This window comes from Alterinioella sp., from assembly GCF_058343375.1.
This window is the reverse complement of sequence record NZ_JBTUJH010000061.1, coordinates 24,366-43,075: the sequence shown is the minus strand read 5'-3', so window position 1 is coordinate 43,075 and position 18,710 is coordinate 24,366. Positions and strand designations below refer to the sequence as shown.

Genomic DNA, 18,710 nt, shown 5'->3' with positions numbered 1-18,710 from the left:
GCCCCCTTTTTACAAACTGCCCGCTTTATGGGCGCATCGCATAATTATTGGGCACTGCGCAGGATTTCCCTGCGCCAAACCCGCCCCACCCCATGCTACCTGATTGCCCCCCGCCCGCGAAAGTGGTGTCACGGGCCCCAGATATGGGGCCACAGGGAGTCGGGCAGATGAAAAAGATCGAAGCCATCATAAAACCCTTCAAACTCGACGAGGTGAAGGAAGCGCTGCAAGAGATTGGCATTCAGGGCCTCAGCGTGACCGAGGTCAAGGGCTTTGGCCGCCAGAAGGGCCATACCGAACTGTATCGCGGGGCCGAATATGTGGTCGATTTCCTGCCCAAGGTGAAGATCGAGGTGGTGCTGTCCGATGATATGGTCGATGGCGCGATCGAGGCGATCGTGGAGGCCGCCCGCACCGACAAGATCGGCGATGGCAAGATCTTCGTCTCGAGCATCGAGCAGGCCATCCGCATCCGCACCGGCGAAAGCGGCGACGACGCGCTTTAGAAATATCCGGGGGGCCGAACGCGCCCCCTCAAGACACACAGAAACCAAGGAACACTGGACATGAGCAACGAAACCGTTCTGAACCTCATCCGAGACGAGGATATTGACTATGTCGATATCCGTTTCACCGACCCGCGCGGCAGGCTGCAACATGTCACCGTCGTGGCCGATCTTGTCGACGAGGATTTTCTTGAAGAAGGCTTCATGTTCGACGGCTCGTCGATCGCCGGCTGGAAGTCGATCGAAGAATCCGACATGAAGCTGATGCCCGACACCAGCAGCGGCTATATCGACCCGTTCTATGCCGAGAAAACCCTGTGCCTGCATTGCACCGTGGTCGAACCCGATACCGGCGAAAGCTATGGCCGCGATCCGCGTGGCACCGCAGAGCGGGCCGAGGCCTATCTGATCTCCTCGGGCATTGGCGACACCTCCTATTGGGGCCCCGAGGCCGAGTTTTTCCTGTTTGACGATGTGCGCTTCTCGGTCGAGATGAACAAGGTTTCCTTTGAAGTCGACGCCCAGGACGCCTCGTGGAATTCCGACAGCGAATATGAGATGGGCAATATGGGCCACCGCGCCGGCATCAAGGGCGGCTATTTCCCGGTCAACCCGACCGATTCGGCACAGGATCTGCGTTCGGAAATGCTGTCGACCATGAAGCGGATCGGCATGAAGGTGGACAAGCATCACCACGAGGTGGCGTCCTGCCAGCATGAGCTTGGCCTGATCTTCGGGTCATTGGTTCATCAGGCCGATGAGCTGCAGAAATACAAATACATCATCCACAATGTCGCCCATGCCTATGGCAAGACCGCGACATTCATGCCGAAACCCATCTCGGGCGATAACGGCACCGGAATGCATGTCAACATGTCAATCTGGAAGGATGGCAAGCCATTGTTTGCAGGCGATAAATACGCCGACCTGTCCGATCAGGCGCTGTATTTCATCGGCGGCATCCTGAAACACGCCAAAACCCTGAATGCCTTCACCAACCCCGCGACCAACAGCTACAAGCGCCTGATCCCGGGCTTTGAAGCGCCGGTTCTGCGCGCCTATTCGGCGCGCAACCGCTCTGGCTGTGTGCGGATCCCCTGGGCCGAAAGCCCGAACGCCAAACGGGTCGAGGCCCGCTTCCCCGATCCGGCCGCCAACCCCTATCTGTGTTTCTCGGCGCTTTTGATGGCAGGCCTTGACGGCATCACCAACAAGATCCACCCCGGTGAGCCGTCGGACAAGGATCTGTATGATCTGCCACCCGAGGAACTGGCCGGCATCCCCACGGTTTGCGCCAGCCTGCGCGAGGCGCTGGAAAGCCTGGAGGCCGATCACGATTTCCTGCTGGCCGGTGGCGTCTTTACCAAGGATCAGATCGACGGCTATCTGGAGCTGAAATGGGAGGAGGTCTATGCCTATGAGCACACCCCCCACCCGGTAGAATACAAGATGTATTACAGCTGCTGAACGGCCGCGCATTCCAATGACATCAAAACGGGTGCCGACCATGTCGGGCACCCGTTTTTCATCACCGGTTATCGGTGGCTGGTCCAATCAATTGCCATTTCAGGCCATATTCAAACCAAAGTCCAACCATAGAAAATGGATACGGCCAGCGTATAGATCGCAAGAAGGGCAACGTTGACGGGATTGCCGGAAAGCTTTGGCGTCTTTATCTGGGAAACATTCAAGGCCGCGAGGCATAAACCGCTGGCCGCGAGAATGATCGCAAATACCGGGCGATCGACATAGCCGGCGAACATAAAGATGAAGACAAGAATGATGCTGTTATTATCAATAGCCAAGCCAGTATACCTGGCATTATCCGATAGCCCGAAAGTGCTGAAATAGCTCAGCCGGATTGCGCCAAAAACCAGCATTATGAACGCCACTGGCAAAAAGGCGGGGCTGAAATTTGCATAGCTCAAGATCAAGATGGCGGGTGTGACGCCATAGCTTACGATATCAATGAGCAGATCAAGCTGGCCGCCGAATTTCCGATCAGCGCCCGTTCTTCCCGACATCCTGCGCGCGATCAGCCCATCAGCCCAGTCAAAGGCGACCGCCCAGATCATGCCAATCATGGCTGCGGCATATACACCCACTATAAGAAAATAGATCGCCAACAACGTGCAACCCAGGCCTGCGAGCGAGCAGATATTGGGAAGATCCCTGACATATGACAGGATCGGTCTTGTCGGTAGCTCTGGGTCTGCGGCGTTTTTGGTTGTCATGGCATGTCCTTTGAACTATAGCATCAGGTTCCTGGTCAACGTTTGACAGGTAAGCACTGCTTCACATTCTGCGTGCATTTGAAACGTGTAGTTTTCAAAACACCAACCGTCTCCGGGCTTCTGTCGGGCTGGAGACATCTCAGTTTAATTGTTTGAAGCTAACGGTTAAATTTCACGTTTGCGTGCATTCAGACGCTGCTTGCTAGCACTGTTTCCGGGTGGACAAAAGGATAAAGCGAATAATGATCGTCTATACAGTTGGTACCTTTGATTTACTTCATGTCGGGCATGTTGCCCTGTTGAACCATTGCAAAACACTGGGCGATGTCCTTGCTGTCGGCGTTGCTTCAGATGAGGTCGTGAACCTTTACAAACCCAATGTTCCCGTCGTTCCTTTGGAACAACGCGTGGAGATGTTGCAAGCGTTACGCTGTGTCGACATTGTCCGCCCCTACCATGAACTTGAATATGTTTCAGGCTGCAAAGCGGTAAACGCGGATATATTTGTGGTTGGCGAGGATTGGGGGACAAAACCTCACAACCTGGATGTGGTTGCCTATTTGAAAGAAATGGGGAAAGAGATTTCCCAGGTTCGTTACAATCCGCGAACGTCTTCCACGAAAATCAAGCAAATGGTTCTGGCGCAGTCCCGGGCACGGGCAAGGCCAAGCAAGATGCTCTCCCCAAGGGTTTTCGGTTACCATCAGCAGAACCTCGAGGCGACTGAATAGCTCTTGCCTGTTCGATCGGCCCTGTTGCACGCGTCGGTTGAAAGAGTCATGGCGTGAAACCGGTGTGGTGGCTGGCGGTCATGAGTATCTCGATACCAACGGCCTCGCACACAGGATTGCTGACAGTCCCGCGCATTGAGCGATACTGCCCGCTCAGTGCCTCTCTGCGCGTGACTTCGACCGACAGGCACCGAAGTTCCGGATCCGCGCCGGACAGTCCGCGCCAGGTCAGGATTTACCCTTCCACGGAACCAGCAGACGTTCGGCCCAGCGCATCAGCATGTCGATGCCATAGCCGATGATGCCAATCAGGATGATACCCATGATCACGATATCGGTCAGCTGGAACTTGGACGCCGCCACGATCATCTGACCGGCACCTTGTTCGGCCGCCACCAGTTCCGCTGCCACAACCGTGCCCCAACAGACCCCCATCGCCACCCGCGCACCGGTGAATATCTCGGGCAGGCTGTTGGGAACGATCACATGGCGCATGATCTGGCTTTTCGACGCCCCCAGCGAATAGGCCGCATGGATCTTCGAGATGCTGACACCCGATACCCCTGCCCTTGCCGCGATCGTCATGATCCAGAGCGACGCGAGGAACAGAAGGAATATCTTGCCGCTTTCGTCGATCCCGAACCAGATGATCACCAGCGGGATCAGCGCCAATGGCGGCACCGGGCGCATGAATTCGACAATCGGGTCAAACCAGCCGCGGAACCAGTTGCTGAGCCCCATCGCATAGCCAAGCGGAATGCCCAGCAAAGCCCCAAGAGCAAAGCCCGCCAGCACCCGGAACAGCGAATAGCCCAGATGCTCGGCCAGGGTGAAACCGCGATAGCCATCGCGGGAAATTTCCACCAGGCGCAGCCAGACATCCTCGGGCGCGGGCAACCAGATCTTTTCCATCTGCCAGCCGGCATAGGGGGTGAAGCGCACCGTGCCCCGGCGGCTGAGCGTCACGACCCCATCGCCGATATCGACCTCACCCAATTCCGGCTCCAGCGGCTCGCCGTTGATCGCGACCACGCGGAACCCGTCCGCATCGGCCCCTTCGTCATTTTCGCCGGTCTGGATCAGGCTGGAGCGCCCGACACCAACCGCGACACTGTCATCACGGGCAAAGCCGCCACCGCCGCCATCGCCCTCGGGCAGCTCCACATTCTGGCCCACCGGTCTGACAATGACGCGCACCGTGGCGTCATCGCGTTCGCCCGCCGCGTTTTCGGCGGTATAGGTGAACTCGGTTTCGCCCAGAAACGGCCCCGGAACATGGATCGGTGTAATGCTGGAACCGGTGAAAGCGCCCCAGATCAGAAAGATCGAAATGACCGAGATGACCGAGGCGGCCCGGTTCGGGCGCACCGCGCTTTCGTCGCCAAAAGTCACCGTCTTCAGCGAGGTGAAATCATGGCGCGATTCGCGCATCGATGTGAAGGCTTTGACCGAATAGTAGGCGACGACAAAGATCGTAATATAGATAGCTGCGATAAACATCAGGCCGCCCCTTCCATGCGGCCCATGATCTCTTCTTCCATATCCCAGATCATCGACAGTATTTCATCGCGCGTTTCGCCAAAAAGATCGGTTTTCTTGATATCGCGCAGGTCTGCGTCAACCCCCTGTTCCGCAAATGGCAGCCTGTATTCCTTTTGAATCCGGCCCGGGCGCGGGGCCATGACCAACAGGCGCTCGCCCAGAAGCAGCGCTTCTTCCACCGAATGGGTGATCAGGATGATGGTCTTGCCGGTCTCTTTCCACAGTTTCAGCACCAGGCCCTGCATCTTTTCACGGGTCAGCGCGTCCAGCGCGCCAAGCGGCTCATCCATCAAGATCACATCGGGATCATTGGCCAGACAGCGCGCCAGGGCCACACGCTGCTGCATGCCGCCAGACAGCTCATAGACCGCCTTTTCCTTGAAATCATGCAGGCCCACGACCTCCAGCAGGTGGTCGGTGATCTCATCGCGTTCGCGTTTGGCCATACCTTTCATGCGGGGGCCGAAATCGACGTTCTGACGCACGCTCATCCATTCAAAAAGTGCGCCCTTCTGAAACACCATGCCGCGTTCGGCACCGGGGGCCGTCACGTAATGGCCATTCAGCTCGATGGTGCCCTCGGTCGGTGCCAGAAACCCTGCCAGGATATTCAGCAGCGTTGTCTTGCCGCAGCCCGAGGGCCCCAGAACCGACATCAGCTCACCCTCCCCGATGGTCAGCGTGATGTCCTTCAGCGCCTGAACCGACCCTCCGTCGGGCAGGTCGAAACGCATGGAAATCCTGTCGAGCACAAGCCCAGTCATGGCGGCCATTCCTTCCAGGTGGCAGGGGTCGTCGATGGCAGGATCAGCGGCAGGAAAACCTGTCCCATGCCGCTGATCCAACTGGATTTCTACATATCGCCGTTTGCGATCATCAGCGGGCCGATATTGACCGCGCTGTCATAGCTGTCGCGCGCGGCGTCGATATTGCCGGTGGCGACAAAGAAATTGCCGACCTCCAGCAAGAACTCCTGCGTGCCGCCACCCAGCCAGGTCTCACTCAGCTGTTCCTCGATCGAGGGAAACTCGAAACCGGCCAGCGTTGCGGCGGTGGCATCTTCGTCCATACCGGCATCAGCCGCGATAACGGGCAGCATCTCGTCGGTGTAGTCGCCCGAATTCCACATATCATTCATGCGACCGGTGATGGCGAGGAACCCGGCCAGAAGCTCGGGCTCTTCTTCCGCGAAGGACGCCGGAACCGAGGTCACGTCAAAGACGTAGATACCAAGCTCCTGCTTTTCAGCGCCGCTCAGCAGCACATTGCCATGCTCCAGCATGCGGCGCAGCGCGCCGCCCCAGCCACAGGCCATGTCAAGCGAGCCTTGCGCCAGCGCCGCGGCGGAATCGGCGGGGGCCATATCCACCACTTCGAGACTGCTCACATCGATACCGAAATATTCCATCTGGCGCAAAAACCCATAATGGGCCGCGGTGCCGATCGGCACGCCGACACGGGCACCGGCCAGATCCTCGACGTTGCTGGCGTCGATCTCCATCGCTGCATTCACAACGCAATTGTCATTCTCGGAATAGCTCACCGCCACATCGACAACCTGCAAATCCTGACCGGCAGAGGCCGCGACGACGAAAGGTGGCACGCCCTGGCTGACTGCGATCTGCACATCGCCCGACGCCATCGCCGCCGACATTGCAGTGCCGGTATCAAAGGACCGCCAGTTGATGGTCACGCCCAGTTCTTCCTCATAGATGCCCATCTGCTTGGCATATTGGAACGGCATCGGCCATTCGAGAAAATAGGCGACGGTCAGTTCATCCATGCCCTGTGCAAAACTTGATGTTGCAGACATGACGAGGCCGATGGCGGCCCCGGAAAGAAGCGTCTTTTTCATTTAAATCTCCCTGTGTGTTACGTGGCCGATCTTGTTGCACGGCCTGTCGCGTCCATCAGCTTGCGTGGCAGGCAGGGCTTGCGTCAAGAAATTCGTTTTATCTGGACTGATGGAAGGCGGAGTCTGGACTGATGCGATTTCAGGCCCTCTGCGCCGAATCGGACCTGGGCACACCGGCAGAAAACGGCCAATATGTCTGTATTTCCTGATAAACACGGCATTTTCCACCCGCGCAGCGGCACACGGGGCAAAGGTCAGAACCCGAAGCGCCGGGGTCCGCGATAAGTCCAGTTTCAGCGGAATTTGTTACCAGTAACGTGCATTGTTCAGGTCCTGCCGCAGCTCTAATGTAAGCGCTTGCCCTCAGCGGTGATTGCGGCGGCGACCTGTTCCGCCTCCTCGGGCTCATCCGAAGGCACGGCGTAGCTGCCATTCAGCCAGCGGCCCAGATCGACATCGGCGCAGCGGCGCGAACAAAACGGACGGTAGGACCTATCCGTCGGTTTCTTGCAGATCGGGCATGTCATGACGGCAGCAAATCCTTCAGCGGCCAGCGGTCGCGTTTTCGTTGCAGTTCATAAAGCCCCAATGGGGTCCAGCCTGCAAGAACCGTGTCAGTGGCGTCGGCCCTAAAGGCGCGGCGCAGGGCATCCTCGAACTGGCGACGGTCCTTCTTGGGCATCGGCGCGACATCCAGCGTGATCTGCCCGCCCAGCCCGCGCAGGCGCAGCTGGCGCGGCAAGTCGCGCGCGGCGGCCAGATTGGCCTTGAGACCCGCGGCAAGGCTGGCATCGGCCCCGGTATTCACATCAACCGCGACAAGGGCCGAGGTCGGCTCGATGATCATCGAGGCCCCGGCAACCAGCGGCACATGGCGCGTCAGGGCCGCATCGAGCGCCTCCCGGACGCCATGCGTGGCAAACGCCCCGGCCCCGTCTTCGATTGCATCAGGGGCAGGCGATGACCAGTCGCGCCAGGCCAGCAGATGCGCGTCCGGCGCATCCAGCAGCAGTTCAGGCACGCCGTCCCGATCGGCCGTTACCGCCGCTGCCAGATCGCGCATCGCGGCGATATCATCCAGCAGCAGATCCTCAGCCAGCCCATCACTGGCCGATCGCAGGATCAGGCCGAAATGGTCCGGCGCGCCGGCCATGCCGATATGGGCAATCTCCAGCAGCCGGTCGCGTTCTGCATCATCGCGGATCGAGCGGGCGATATTGAGCCCCGGCGCATCGGGCGTGACAATTGCATAGCGGCTTTTGAACAGCAGCCGCGTGGTCACCGGCGTGGCCTTGGCACCCTGGCCCAGGCCGGTCACCTGCACCAGCAGAACCTGCCCGGGGCTGAGGCCCCTGGCCTGACGCAAAAACCCGCTTTGACCATCGGGCAGGCGCAGGATCATGCCGCCCTGCCCTTTCAAGGGCCGGTCACAGACCGCGCGCAGGATGGCACCGGTGCCGGGCGGCCCACCTTCAGGCGGGTCGATCAGGACATCCTCCAGACGGCCATCGACCATCAGCGCCGCGGCGGCGCGATCCTCGATCCGGTCCAGAATGATGATCCGCCCCTTCACGACCCCCTCCAGACCGGCCAGCCCGCCGCAGCCAGCAATTGCGCGGTTTCCGCCAGCGGCAGCCCCATGATGGCCGAATGGCTGCCCGAAATCCACGGGATGAACGCGCCGGCCGGTCCCTGAATCGAGTAGCCGCCCGCCTTGCCCTGCCAATCGCCACTGGCAAGATAGCCGTTCAATTCAAGATCGCTGAGGCGCTTCATCCGGACCCGGCTTTCGACATCGCGCTGCCATAGCCGGGTGCCCCGGCGCACCGCCAGCGCGGTATGGACCCGGTGGCGACGCCCGGCCAATGCGGTCAGGAATGCCGCCGCCTCGCCTGCGTCGCGTGGTTTGCCCATGATCCGGCGGCCCATGGCGACGGTGGTATCGGCGCAGAGCACGATATCATCCGGCCCGGCCTCAACCGCCATTGCCTTTTGCCGCGCCACACGGGCGCAATAGGGGCGCGGCAGTTCGCCCTTTTGCGGATCTTCGTCAATATCGGGGGGGCAGACCGCATCGGGAGTGATACCCAGAACCCGCAACAGTTCCAGCCGCCTGGGGCTTGCCGATCCGAGGATGAGGCGCATGGGCGCGCTACTTATTTGAAACGGTAGTTGATCCGACCCTTGGTCAGATCATAGGGGGTCATCTCGACCTGCACCTTGTCGCCAGCCAGAACACGGATGCGGTTCTTGCGCATCTTGCCTGCCGTATGTGCGATGATCGTATGGCCGTTTTCCAACTCGACCAGGAATGTCGCATTCGGCAGGAGTTCCTTTACGACACCGGGGAATTCGAGCAGTTCTTCCTTGGCCATGGTCTCTCCTGAGTGTTTACGCCGCGACAGGCGCGGAATGGCGGCTAGATGCGCCCGAATGCCAAGGAATTCAAGCCAAAACTGCCAATGTCGCGATTTCGGCCTCAGAAGTGTTGATTTTTCGGGGCCCGGATTGCTGATCCGCAATTATCCCTGCAATCCACGCGACTTATAGCGCGTCGCGCCTGATCGGGTTCGAGCATTCATCGGCCGGACCGAGGCAGCGTTCGCGCAATCGAATGCGTTCGGGTCGGCCGGTGAATTCGATTTGGCGCGACGCGACTTAGCGTGTCGCGTTCATTCGCATTCACGCGAGACGCTCTAACGCCTTGTTTTCGCATGTCCGAGAAGCTCAAAACCGGTTCCCACTTTTGAGCGACATGCTCTAGGGTCGGGGCCCATCAATCCTGCCCATTTCCCGCGAAACGCGCATTCAGACGGGCGGACAGGCCGGCGACGTGAAGTGATGCAAACGGGCGGCAACCGGCGTCAGGCATCAGGCTGGGTGGGCGGGCCGAACTTGGCCTTGATCCGATCCACCAGCATATCGCGCGATTGCCGATAGGCGGCCAGCTTCGCCTCGCGCTCTTCGCTCAGGCCGGTCGGATCCAGAACCGGCCAATATTCCACATCGACATGGAAAAGACGCGTCAGATCCAGCGCCCGGCGCTGGCTGGCGGGCGAGAGCGCGACGATCAGGTCAAATCCCGACAGGTCATCGCCCCATTGCTCCATCTCGTCGAAACTGCGCGACCGGTGGCTGTCCAGTTCGACCCCCATTTCGGCGCAGACCGCGATGGCAAAGCCGTCAATCTCAAGATCATTATGGACCCCCGCCGATTGCACATAGGCGGTGTGGCCATAGAATTTCTTCATCAGGCCCTCGGCCATGGGGGATCGTATCGCGTTGTGATCGCAACAAAACAGGACAGAACTGGGAAAGTCCTCACCCAAGTTGATCAGCCCCCGAAATGCAAGACACAGACAAGGGTAAAGAGGCGCCGGGCGGTGTCGTGATCAATATCGGCCTTGCCTTCCAGGCGTTCCTGCAACACCCGTGCGCCTTCGTCATGGATCCCGCGCCGCCCCATATCTATCGCCTCGATCTGACTGGGCGGCAGTTTCTTCACCGCGTCATAATAGCTTTCGCAGATCTGCCAGTAATCCTTGACCACTTGCCGGAACGGGCTGAGCGACAGGTGAAATTCGGCCGCATCCTGGCCGTCTTCGGTATCGACGTCAAACACCAGGCGGCGTTCGCGAATACCCAGATGAATGCGATAGGGGCCTTGCGGGGTGACCCGGCCATCGCGCAGGGGCAGCGAAAAATTATTGGCTTCCAGCAGGTCGAAAATGGCAACCTTGCGTTCCTGCTCGATCTCGGGCGTGGGCGCAGGCAGGCCGCTATCGTCGATCTCGATCTGGTAGATATCACCGCTCATTTCAGCCCCCCTCATTCAACCGGTCCAGACGCGCCCGCACCGATAATCCATGCGCCTCGAGGCTCTCGGATTTGGCCAGAGTCTCGGCCGCCGGTCCGATCGAGCTGAGCGCCGCCGGGGTCATCTTTGCCACAGTCGTGCGCTTTAGGAAATCCATCACCGACAGGCCGGAGGAAAACCGCGCCGAGCGGGCCGTGGGCAACACGTGATTGGGCCCGCCGACATAATCGCCGATCGCCTCGGGCGTCCAGGGGCCCAGAAACAGCGCGCCCGCATGTCTGACGCGGGCCGCAAGCGCGTCGACATCGGCCACGCATAGCTCCAGATGTTCGGGCGCGATCCGATCCGACAGGGCGGCGGCCTCCTCCAGCGATTGCACCGTAATCACCGCGCCGAAATCGCGCCAGCTTGCGCCCGCGATGGCGCGGCGTTGCAGCGTTTGCAGGCGGGTTTCGACAGCCGCGGCCACAGCCTGGCCAAAACCCGCATCATCGGTGATCAGGATGGATTGCGCGCTTTCGTCATGTTCAGCCTGGCTGAGCAGATCGAGCGCGATCCAGTCGGGGTCATTGTCGCGGTCGGCAATCACCAGAATTTCGGACGGCCCCGCGATCATGTCGATGCCCACCTTGCCGAACACGCGCCGCTTGGCCGCCGCGACATAGGCGTTGCCCGGCCCGGTGATCTTGTCGACCGGCGCGATGGTTTGCGTGCCATAGGCCATGGCGGCAATCGCCTGCGCGCCGCCGATACGGTAGATGGTCTGGACGCCCGATAGATGCGCCGCCAGCAGAACCAGCGGATTGACCTTGCCGCCCGGTGTGGGGGCGCAGATCACCAGGTTTTCGACGCCAGCAACCTGCGCCGGTATCGCGTTCATCAGCACCGAGGACGGGTAAGAGGCCAGCCCGCCCGGCACGTAAAGACCCGCCGCGCCAACCGGCGTCCAGCGCCAGCCCAGCGTGGCCCCGGTCTCATCCTGCCAGGACACATCTTCGGGCATCTGGCGGGCGTGATAGGCGCGGATGCGGGCGGCGGCCAGCTCCAGCGCGGCGCGTTCCGGGGCTGGCACCGCCGTGACGGCCTGCGCGATCTCCTCGGCGGTAAACGCCAGCGTATCGGGCGTCAGCGCAAGCCGGTCGAACCGCTCGGTCAGTTCGATCACCGCCACATCGCCGCGCGCCCGCACATCGGCGATGATGCCGGCCACCACATCATCGACCTCGGGCGCATCTTCGCGCTTCATATCCAGCAGGGCAGCAAAACGAGCCTCAAAATCGGCATCGCGCGTATCGAGGAACTGGGGCATCTGGCTCTCCTTGATCGGGCCTTGACCGGGCCTTGCCCGGGCCTGCCAAATACCGGCTTGGTGCGGCGGCCTCAAGCGCGGATCGGTCGCATCATGCGGATAAGGTCGAGAAGCTGGCCATCGCGGGCCAGCGCGCGCGGCCCCTGCCCGGCGGGCCGGAACCCCGCCGCCTTGTAAAACCGCAGCGCCGGATCATTGCCAAGCGCCACCGTCAACGCCAGCCGCGCCATGCCGGCCCCCTTTGCCTGCGCCTCGACCACGCGTAGCAGATCCTGCGCGATACCCTGCCCGCGATAGCCCGTTTTCACGTAAACGGCGGTCACAAGCCCGATCTCGGGAATGTCCGGATCAGGGTCCAACGCGGTGGAGCCGACCAGTGCGCCCTCGCGAAACGCGCCCAGAATGATGCCCGATGTCAGCCGCTCGGCAAAGGCCTGCAAGGGCTGCCCGGCCCAGTCATCATGGCTCGATCCATAGGCTTCGGGATGCCGCAACAAGGCCTCGAGCCGCAGATCCCGCCAGATCGCGGCATCCCTCGCCAACAGACGGCGGATGGTGGCGCGCGTCTTGCGCCGGTGCCAGATCATTCAGGATGGTCCGGCACCTTGCCCGAGGGCGCAAAATAGGGCCGGGTCACGTCGCGCAATGTCACCTCGAGGCATTCCACATCCACCGCCACCGCACCGTCACCGGCCAGAATCAGCGACAGCCGCCCGGTGCCGTCCTCCCCCGGGCTCCAGTCGATGGTCAGAAGCGACAGCACCGTTTCGCTGTCGGACAGGTCAATGCCCTGGCTGGCCACCGCCATCGCATCCTCGATCACCAGCACCGATTGCACACGCTCGGGCTTGTGGTCGCCGATGCGGGCCCCCTCCTCCCACCGGAACCGGTTGATCAGCAGCGCAAAACGGCGCGCCTTGCGGTCCCATGTCATCTCGTTGATCGGAAAGATCGCATCCTGCGTCAGGGTCGAGATCACCTTCAGATCATCGGCGTCAAGTGCGCGCAGCGCCAGCGGTGCTTCGCCGCCATCTTCAAACCGTGCATCAGACATTTTCGGCAACCCGTTCAATTTGTGCGCCGCAGGCGCGCAGCTTTTCCTCGACCCGTTCATAGCCGCGATCAAGGTGATAGACCCGGCTCACCACGGTTTCGCCCTCGGCCGCCAATGCCGCAAGGATCAGCGATACCGACGCCCTGAGATCGGTTGCCATTACCGGCGCGCCGCGCAGCCGGTCAACCCCCGTCACCGTGGCATGACCGCCATGGACATCAATCCGCGCGCCCATGCGCATCAGTTCGGGCGCATGCATGAACCGGTTTTCAAAGATCTTTTCCTCCAGCACCGAAACCCCGTCGGCGGTGCACATCAGCGCCATCATCTGGGCCTGCAGGTCGGTGGGAAAACCGGGGAAAGGCGCGGTCACCACATTTACGGCATTCACCCGGCCATTGGCGCGTTTGACGCGCAGGCCGCGGTCGGTCTCGGATACGTCAATGCCCGCCTCATGCAGCTTTTCGGCAAAGCTTTCGACCAGATCCAGGCGGCCGCCGATCAGTTCGACATCGCCGCCGGTAATGGCCGGGGCCAGCATATAGGTGCCAAGCTCGATCCGGTCGGTGACAACCGGGTGGGTGGCACCATGCAGCCGGTCAACGCCTTGAATGGTGATCTCGCCGGTGCCCTCGCCCGCGATCTCGGCCCCCATGGCGCGCAGGCAATGCACCAGATCCACGATCTCGGGCTCGCGGGCGGCATTTTTCAGCACCGTGGTGCCCTTGGCCAATGTCGCCGCCATCACGGTGTTTTCCGTGGCCCCGACCGAGGCAAAGCCAAGCGTATGGACCATGCCTTTCAACCCGCCCGGGGCCTCGGCATGCAGATAGCCGTCGCGCAGCTCGATCCTGGCACCCATCGCCTCCAGCGCGGTGATATGCAGATCCATCGGCCGCGCGCCAATGGCGCAGCCGCCCGGCAGGCTGACCTCGGCCCGGCCATGGCGCGCCAGCAACGGGCCCAGAACCAGATTGGAGGCCCGCATCTTGCGCACGATGTCATAATGCGCGACCGGATTGTCGGCCTTATGCGAGGACAGGGCGATGACCTTGCCGTCATTGAGCGATGACACCTCGGCCCCAAGCGATTGCAGCAGCTCGGTCATGGTGGCGATATCGGACAGGCGCGGCGCATTGGTCAGCGTCAGCGGCTCATCGCTGAGCAGGGTCGCGGGCATCAGCGTCAGGCAGGCGTTCTTGGCCCCTGCAATGGGTATTTCGCCGGCAAGCTTCGCGCCGCCCTGAATTATGATCCGATCCACTGCTCGTACGCCTTTTCTGCCCGTTCCGGCCTGCCTGTCACAGCTCAGCCCTGGTCTTTGTCGTCATCGGCGGCAGCCCGTGCGCGCGCGCGGGCCTGTGCCTTGCGACGGCCCATATTCGCCTTTAGCGCCGCCTTCAACCGATCCTCGCGGGTCGGCGCGGATCTGCCCGCTTTCGGTGTCGCGCTTTGGCTGGTGGTCTTCGATGTGCTCATATCAGCTCTCTTACAGGCTGCGGGAAAAAGCGTCCAGATAACGCTTGCGCCCGTAGGGAATTGGGGCTAATTCACCGCCCACACTGTCAAGCCTGACCGATCACAGATCGCTTGGGCACGATGCTGGAATGCTGTGGTAGCTCAGTGGTAGAGCACACCCTTGGTAAGGGTGAGGTCGGGAGTTCGATCCTCCCTCACAGCACCAGCCGATCCCGCCAAAATCCGGCAATCTCTGTTCAGATCCCGCCCTCATCCCCAATCGCACTCATCAAAGGCGCGGACGACCCCCTTGATCACTCCTCAGCCCAGGCCCAGGGGCGGGTGAACTCACCCAGAACCGCATTGATCGCGGCCTCATCGACATCGCCCGATTTGGTGACCTGCGCCACCAGCCCCAGTTTCTTGCTTTCGATGACCGATGTCACCTGCGCCGCAATCCCGGCCTCCTCCAGCGCGGCATTATAGATGCGCGTGATGGCCCGCTTGCGCAGATCGGGCTTGAACACTTTCCCGACCGCCGTTTTGGGCAGCTCATCCATGATTTCCAGATATTTGGGCTTGGCTGCACGTTCATGCACGTTTTCGTCGCAATGCGCCTTCAACTCGGCGATGCTGACCTCGGCCCCATCGACCAGTTCGACATAGACGCAGGGCAATTCCCCGGCAAAGGCATCGGGTTGCCCGATGGCCCCGGCAAAGGCCACGGCCGGGTGGCTGGCCAGCGCCTCCTCGATCTCGGCGGGGTCGATATTATGGCCGCCGCGAATGATCAGATCCTTGGCGCGGCCGGTGATCCACAGATACCCGTCCGCATCAATCCGCCCCAGATCGCCGGTGCGCAGATAGATGTCATCGTGAAACAGGTCGATATTCTTGTCGCTCTCGGTATAGGTCGAGCCTTCGAACACGCCGGGATTGTCGATGCAGATCTCGCCCACCTCATCGGTGCCGCAGACGATCACACCTTCGGGTGTATGATTCAGAATGCGCACTTCCGTATGGGGCAGCGGCACACCGACCGAGCCGATCTTCTTTTCACCTTCCACCGGGTTACAGGCGACCAGACAGGTGGCTTCGGTCAGGCCATAGCCCTCGACCAGGGTCACGCCGGTTGCGCTCTCAAAGCGTTTGAACAGCTCCACCGGCAACGGCGATGACCCGGAAAACGCCGTCTTGATCGACGAAATATCGGCATCAACAGGGCGCTGCATCATCGCAGCAATCGCCGTCGGCACGGTGATGATGAACGTGACTTGCCAGCGTTCGATAAGCTTCCAGAAATTATCAAACACGCCCTCGCCGCGATAGCCCTGCGGCGTCGGAAACACCACATGCGCCCCGGACGCGATCATCGCCATCAGGATCACATGGCAGGCAAAGACATGAAACAGCGGCAGCGGGCAGATGATGGTATCACCATCATCAAACAGCAGCGTGTCACCCAGCCAGCCATTATAGATCATGCCGGAATATTTATGCTGCGCCACTTTGGGCATGCCGGTGGTGCCGCCGGTATGGAAATAGGCCGCGACACGGTCCTTTGTGCTGTCGGCGAAGGTCAGGCTGTCGGCGGGCTGTTTTGCCACTTCGGCGGTGAAATCGAGCACCCGCGCGCGATGCGTGACCGGGTTTTTCGGCCGGATCAGCGGCACGATCCAGCTTTTGGGCGGGCTGAGATAGCGCAGCAGATCCACCTCGAGCACGGTTTCCACATTGGGGGCCAGTGTCAGCGCCTCGGCCACTTTCTGCGCCACGTCGGTCTTGGGAAAGGCGCGCAATGTGACCAGAACCTTGGCATTGGTTTCGCGCAGGATGGCCGCGATCTGTTCGGCATCCAGCAGCGGGTTGATCGGATTGGCGATGCCCGCGACGCATCCGCCCAGCAGGGTCGTGGTGGTTTCGGTGCAATTGGGCAGCACATAGGCCACCGTGTCGGTTTCTCCGATGCCAAGCTCGCGCAACAGGTTTGCGACCTGCGTGACCTTGCGATGATATTGCCGCCAGGTCAGGGTCTCGGCCTTGTCTTTCGGGCCCGAAAGCAGCTGGAACGACACCGCGTTGTTGTCGGGCACGCGATCTGCGGTTTGTGACAGCAGTTGATACAGCGTTACCGCCGGTTGGCATTCAGGCCATGGTTGCGCCTTTTCAATAGCGCGCACATCAGCGATATTCGCAAAACGTGACATCCGGTCTCCTCCCATTCATCCGTCATCCGGCCCGTCATTTTGATATCGCGGGCCGTCATTTCAGATCAGGATGGGCAGAACCGGCCTGCAACGCAAGCGATTCAGGACAATGCGGGCAGGATTACTCTGCGGCAAGCCCTTCGGTGAACTGAAGCCGCGCCAGCCGGGCATAAAGCCCGCCCTGAGCCACCAGCGCGTCATGGCTGCCCTCGGCCACGATCCGGCCCGCGTCAAACACCACGATCCGGTCGGCCTGTTTGACGGTGGCCAGACGATGCGCGACAATCAAGGTGGTGCGGTTGGCGCTAAGCTCGGCCACCGCCCTCTGCACCGCGCGTTCGCTTTCAGCATCCAGCGCCGATGTCGCCTCATCCAGCAGCAATATCGGCGCATCACGCAGGATCGCGCGGGCGATGGCGATGCGCTGTTTCTGGCCGCCCGACAACATGATGCCGCGTTCCCCGACATAAGTGTCGTAGCCATCCGGCAGCGCGGCAAGAAAATCATGCGCAGCAGCGGCGCGGGCGGCATCCTCGACCTCTGCATCACTGGCACCGGGGCGGCCGAACCGGATGTTTTCGCGCGCCGAGGCGGCAAAGATCACCGGATCCTGCGGCACCAGTGCCATCGCCGCGCGAAAGGTTTCGCGGGTCATGTCGCGCAAGGGCACGCCGTCAATCGTGATCTGCCCCGAAATGGGATCATAAAACCGCAGAAGCAGCTGAAATATCGTTGATTTTCCGGCCCCCGACGGGCCGACCAGAGCCACGGTTTCGCCTGGATTGATGGTCAGGCTGACCCCGGAAATTGCCGCCGCATCGGGGCGCGTGGGGTAATGGAAATGCACATCCTCAAAGGCGATTGCGCCGGCCCCGCCCTGCGGCAGCGGCAGGCCGCGGGCGGGGTCGGCCACGCTGTCCTCATCCTGCAACAATTCCACCAGCCGTTCGGTGGCCCCCGCGGCGCGTTGCAATTCGCCCCAGATTTCCGACAGTGACCCGACCGCGCCTGCCACCATGATCGCATAGATCAGGAACTGGATCAGCTCGCCGATGCTCATCATCTCGGCGCGCACATCGCGCGCGCCAATCCACAGCACGCCCACCACGCCCGAAAACACCAGTGCAATGACGATCACCGTCATGATGGCGCGGGTGCGGATGCGGGCCTTGGCGCTGTCAAAGCTGGCTTCGGTGACGGTATCGAACTGCGCCGCGATGGCGCGTTCATTGGTGAATGCCTGCACCGCCTGCGCACTCAGCAGCGCCTCGGATGCCTTGCCCGAGCTTTCGGCGATCCAGTCCTGGTTCTGGCGGCTCAGGTGGCGCAGCCGCCGCCCCAAAAGGACGATTGGCACGATGATCACCGGCACGATCAGCAGCACAAGACCCGTCAGCTTGGGCGAGGAATAGAGCATAAGGCCCAGGCCACCGAGAAAAATCAGCAGGTTGCGCAGCGCCACCGAAACCGACGATCCGATCACCGACAGCAACAGCGTGGTATCAGTGGTGATCCGGCTCAGCACCTCACCGGTCATGATGCGCTCGAAAAACGCCGGGCTCATGTGAATCATCCGGGCAAACACCGCTTTGCGGATATCGGCCACCACCCGTTCGCCCAGCCGGGTCACCAGATAATAGCGCAGGCCGGTGCCAAGTGCGAGCAAACCCGCAATCGCCAGCGCGCCCAGAAAATACTGATCCAGCAGCGCCGCCGATTCCGTCTCGAACCCGTCAACCACCCGGCGCACGGCCAGCGGCAGCAAGAGCGATACGGTCGCCGTCAGGACAAGCGCGCATATGGCCGCAAGCACCAGCAGCCGATAGGGGGCCATGAACGGGGCCAGCGCCCGCAATGATCCGACGCTGCGCGATTTCTCACGTTCTTCCTCGGACCTCAGAGGCGCAGGGGGCGGGTTGGTGTCGGACATGCGGGTTATTCTGCCATATGAGGTTCCGGCAGGAGATACCCGCCCATCCGCGGGCAAGCAAGGGCAG

At 61.2% G+C, this 18,710-nt stretch carries 20 protein-coding genes and 1 tRNA gene; 4 read left to right on the top strand and 17 right to left on the bottom strand.

What is annotated here, in order from left to right; translation table 11 throughout:
• The first annotated feature begins 167 nt into the window (after window positions 1-167).
• Both ACW8PS_RS09195 and glnA read left to right on the top strand, forming a co-directional pair.
• Window positions 168-506, top strand: a complete 339-nt coding sequence (locus tag ACW8PS_RS09195) for a P-II family nitrogen regulator (RefSeq protein ID WP_491527070.1) — start codon at window positions 168-170, stop codon at window positions 504-506.
• A 60-nt stretch (window positions 507-566) separates the two neighbouring features.
• Entirely contained in the window at window positions 567-1,973 is a 1,407-nt protein-coding gene (glnA, locus tag ACW8PS_RS09190; protein ID WP_491527069.1) for a type I glutamate--ammonia ligase, read from the top strand.
• Between the two features lie 110 nt (window positions 1,974-2,083).
• On the opposite strand, the gene ACW8PS_RS09185 is transcribed toward glnA, so the two are convergent.
• Window positions 2,084-2,740 (bottom strand): CDP-alcohol phosphatidyltransferase family protein, encoded by a 657-nt coding sequence (locus tag ACW8PS_RS09185; RefSeq protein ID WP_491527068.1) that lies wholly within the window; start codon window positions 2,738-2,740, stop codon window positions 2,084-2,086.
• A gap of 242 nt (window positions 2,741-2,982) precedes the next feature.
• On the opposite strand from ACW8PS_RS09185, the gene ACW8PS_RS09180 reads away from it, so the two are divergent.
• The gene (locus tag ACW8PS_RS09180) at window positions 2,983-3,471 is read left to right on the top strand and encodes an FAD synthase family protein (protein ID WP_491527067.1); all 489 of its coding nucleotides are present in this window, start codon (window positions 2,983-2,985) and stop codon (window positions 3,469-3,471) included.
• 228 nt (window positions 3,472-3,699) lie between these two features.
• Here ACW8PS_RS09180 and ACW8PS_RS09175 read toward each other — a convergent pair whose 3' ends face one another.
• From ACW8PS_RS09175 to ACW8PS_RS09110, 14 genes are all read right to left on the bottom strand, one after another.
• Window positions 3,700-4,971 carry an ABC transporter permease gene (locus ACW8PS_RS09175; RefSeq protein WP_491527066.1) on the bottom strand — a complete coding sequence of 424 codons (1,272 nt, stop codon included), beginning with the start codon at window positions 4,969-4,971 and terminating at the stop codon, window positions 3,700-3,702.
• On the bottom strand, window positions 4,971-5,777 hold the full coding sequence (locus ACW8PS_RS09170) for a taurine ABC transporter ATP-binding protein (protein WP_491527065.1): 807 nt from the start codon (window positions 5,775-5,777) through the stop codon (window positions 4,971-4,973). The genes ACW8PS_RS09175 and ACW8PS_RS09170 overlap by 1 nt, the downstream gene beginning before the upstream one ends.
• Before the next feature lie 89 nt (window positions 5,778-5,866).
• The gene (locus tag ACW8PS_RS09165; RefSeq protein ID WP_491527064.1) at window positions 5,867-6,868 is read right to left on the bottom strand and encodes a taurine ABC transporter substrate-binding protein; all 1,002 of its coding nucleotides are present in this window, start codon (window positions 6,866-6,868) and stop codon (window positions 5,867-5,869) included.
• Between the two features lie 344 nt (window positions 6,869-7,212).
• On the bottom strand, window positions 7,213-7,395 hold the full coding sequence (locus ACW8PS_RS09160; protein ID WP_491527063.1) for a DNA gyrase inhibitor YacG: 183 nt from the start codon (window positions 7,393-7,395) through the stop codon (window positions 7,213-7,215).
• Window positions 7,392-8,441, bottom strand: coding sequence for a ribonuclease E/G (locus tag ACW8PS_RS09155; RefSeq protein ID WP_491527062.1), 1,050 nt, complete (start codon window positions 8,439-8,441; stop codon window positions 7,392-7,394). The genes ACW8PS_RS09160 and ACW8PS_RS09155 overlap by 4 nt, the downstream gene beginning before the upstream one ends.
• The gene (locus ACW8PS_RS09150; protein ID WP_491527061.1) at window positions 8,438-9,013 is read right to left on the bottom strand and encodes a Maf family protein; all 576 of its coding nucleotides are present in this window, start codon (window positions 9,011-9,013) and stop codon (window positions 8,438-8,440) included. The genes ACW8PS_RS09155 and ACW8PS_RS09150 overlap by 4 nt, the downstream gene beginning before the upstream one ends.
• 11 nt (window positions 9,014-9,024) lie before the next feature.
• Window positions 9,025-9,243, bottom strand: coding sequence for a translation initiation factor IF-1 (infA, locus tag ACW8PS_RS09145; RefSeq protein ID WP_008186030.1), 219 nt, complete (start codon window positions 9,241-9,243; stop codon window positions 9,025-9,027).
• A gap of 489 nt (window positions 9,244-9,732) precedes the next feature.
• A complete protein-coding gene (locus ACW8PS_RS09140; protein ID WP_491527060.1) occupies window positions 9,733-10,134 on the bottom strand; it encodes an arsenate-mycothiol transferase ArsC in 402 nt (133 codons plus the stop codon).
• A gap of 68 nt (window positions 10,135-10,202) precedes the next feature.
• Complete coding sequence (locus tag ACW8PS_RS09135; RefSeq protein WP_491527059.1) at window positions 10,203-10,685, bottom strand: UPF0262 family protein; 483 nt, start codon at window positions 10,683-10,685, stop codon at window positions 10,203-10,205.
• A 1-nt stretch (window position 10,686) separates the two neighbouring features.
• Window positions 10,687-11,994 (bottom strand): histidinol dehydrogenase, encoded by a 1,308-nt coding sequence (gene hisD, locus ACW8PS_RS09130; protein ID WP_491527058.1) that lies wholly within the window; start codon window positions 11,992-11,994, stop codon window positions 10,687-10,689.
• A gap of 71 nt (window positions 11,995-12,065) precedes the next feature.
• Complete coding sequence (locus ACW8PS_RS09125) at window positions 12,066-12,581, bottom strand: GNAT family N-acetyltransferase (RefSeq protein WP_491527057.1); 516 nt, start codon at window positions 12,579-12,581, stop codon at window positions 12,066-12,068.
• On the bottom strand, window positions 12,578-13,048 hold the full coding sequence (locus tag ACW8PS_RS09120) for a DUF2948 family protein (protein ID WP_491527056.1): 471 nt from the start codon (window positions 13,046-13,048) through the stop codon (window positions 12,578-12,580). The genes ACW8PS_RS09125 and ACW8PS_RS09120 overlap by 4 nt, the downstream gene beginning before the upstream one ends.
• Window positions 13,041-14,312, bottom strand: coding sequence for a UDP-N-acetylglucosamine 1-carboxyvinyltransferase (gene murA, locus ACW8PS_RS09115; RefSeq protein WP_491527055.1), 1,272 nt, complete (start codon window positions 14,310-14,312; stop codon window positions 13,041-13,043). The genes ACW8PS_RS09120 and murA overlap by 8 nt, the downstream gene beginning before the upstream one ends.
• Before the next feature lie 44 nt (window positions 14,313-14,356).
• Window positions 14,357-14,527, bottom strand: a complete 171-nt coding sequence (locus ACW8PS_RS09110) for a hypothetical protein (RefSeq protein ID WP_491527054.1) — start codon at window positions 14,525-14,527, stop codon at window positions 14,357-14,359.
• A 130-nt stretch (window positions 14,528-14,657) separates the two neighbouring features.
• Here ACW8PS_RS09110 and ACW8PS_RS09105 point away from each other — a divergent pair.
• A tRNA-Thr gene (locus ACW8PS_RS09105) sits at window positions 14,658-14,732 on the top strand.
• An 88-nt stretch (window positions 14,733-14,820) separates the two neighbouring features.
• Here the strand turns inward: ACW8PS_RS09105 and ACW8PS_RS09100 are convergent.
• Together ACW8PS_RS09100 and ACW8PS_RS09095 are read right to left on the bottom strand one after the other, a co-directional pair.
• Complete coding sequence (locus tag ACW8PS_RS09100) at window positions 14,821-16,713, bottom strand: acyl-CoA synthetase (protein WP_491527052.1); 1,893 nt, start codon at window positions 16,711-16,713, stop codon at window positions 14,821-14,823.
• A 121-nt stretch (window positions 16,714-16,834) separates the two neighbouring features.
• Window positions 16,835-18,643, bottom strand: coding sequence for an ABC transporter transmembrane domain-containing protein (locus ACW8PS_RS09095; RefSeq protein WP_491527051.1), 1,809 nt, complete (start codon window positions 18,641-18,643; stop codon window positions 16,835-16,837).
• Window positions 18,644-18,710: the final 67 nt, after the last annotated feature.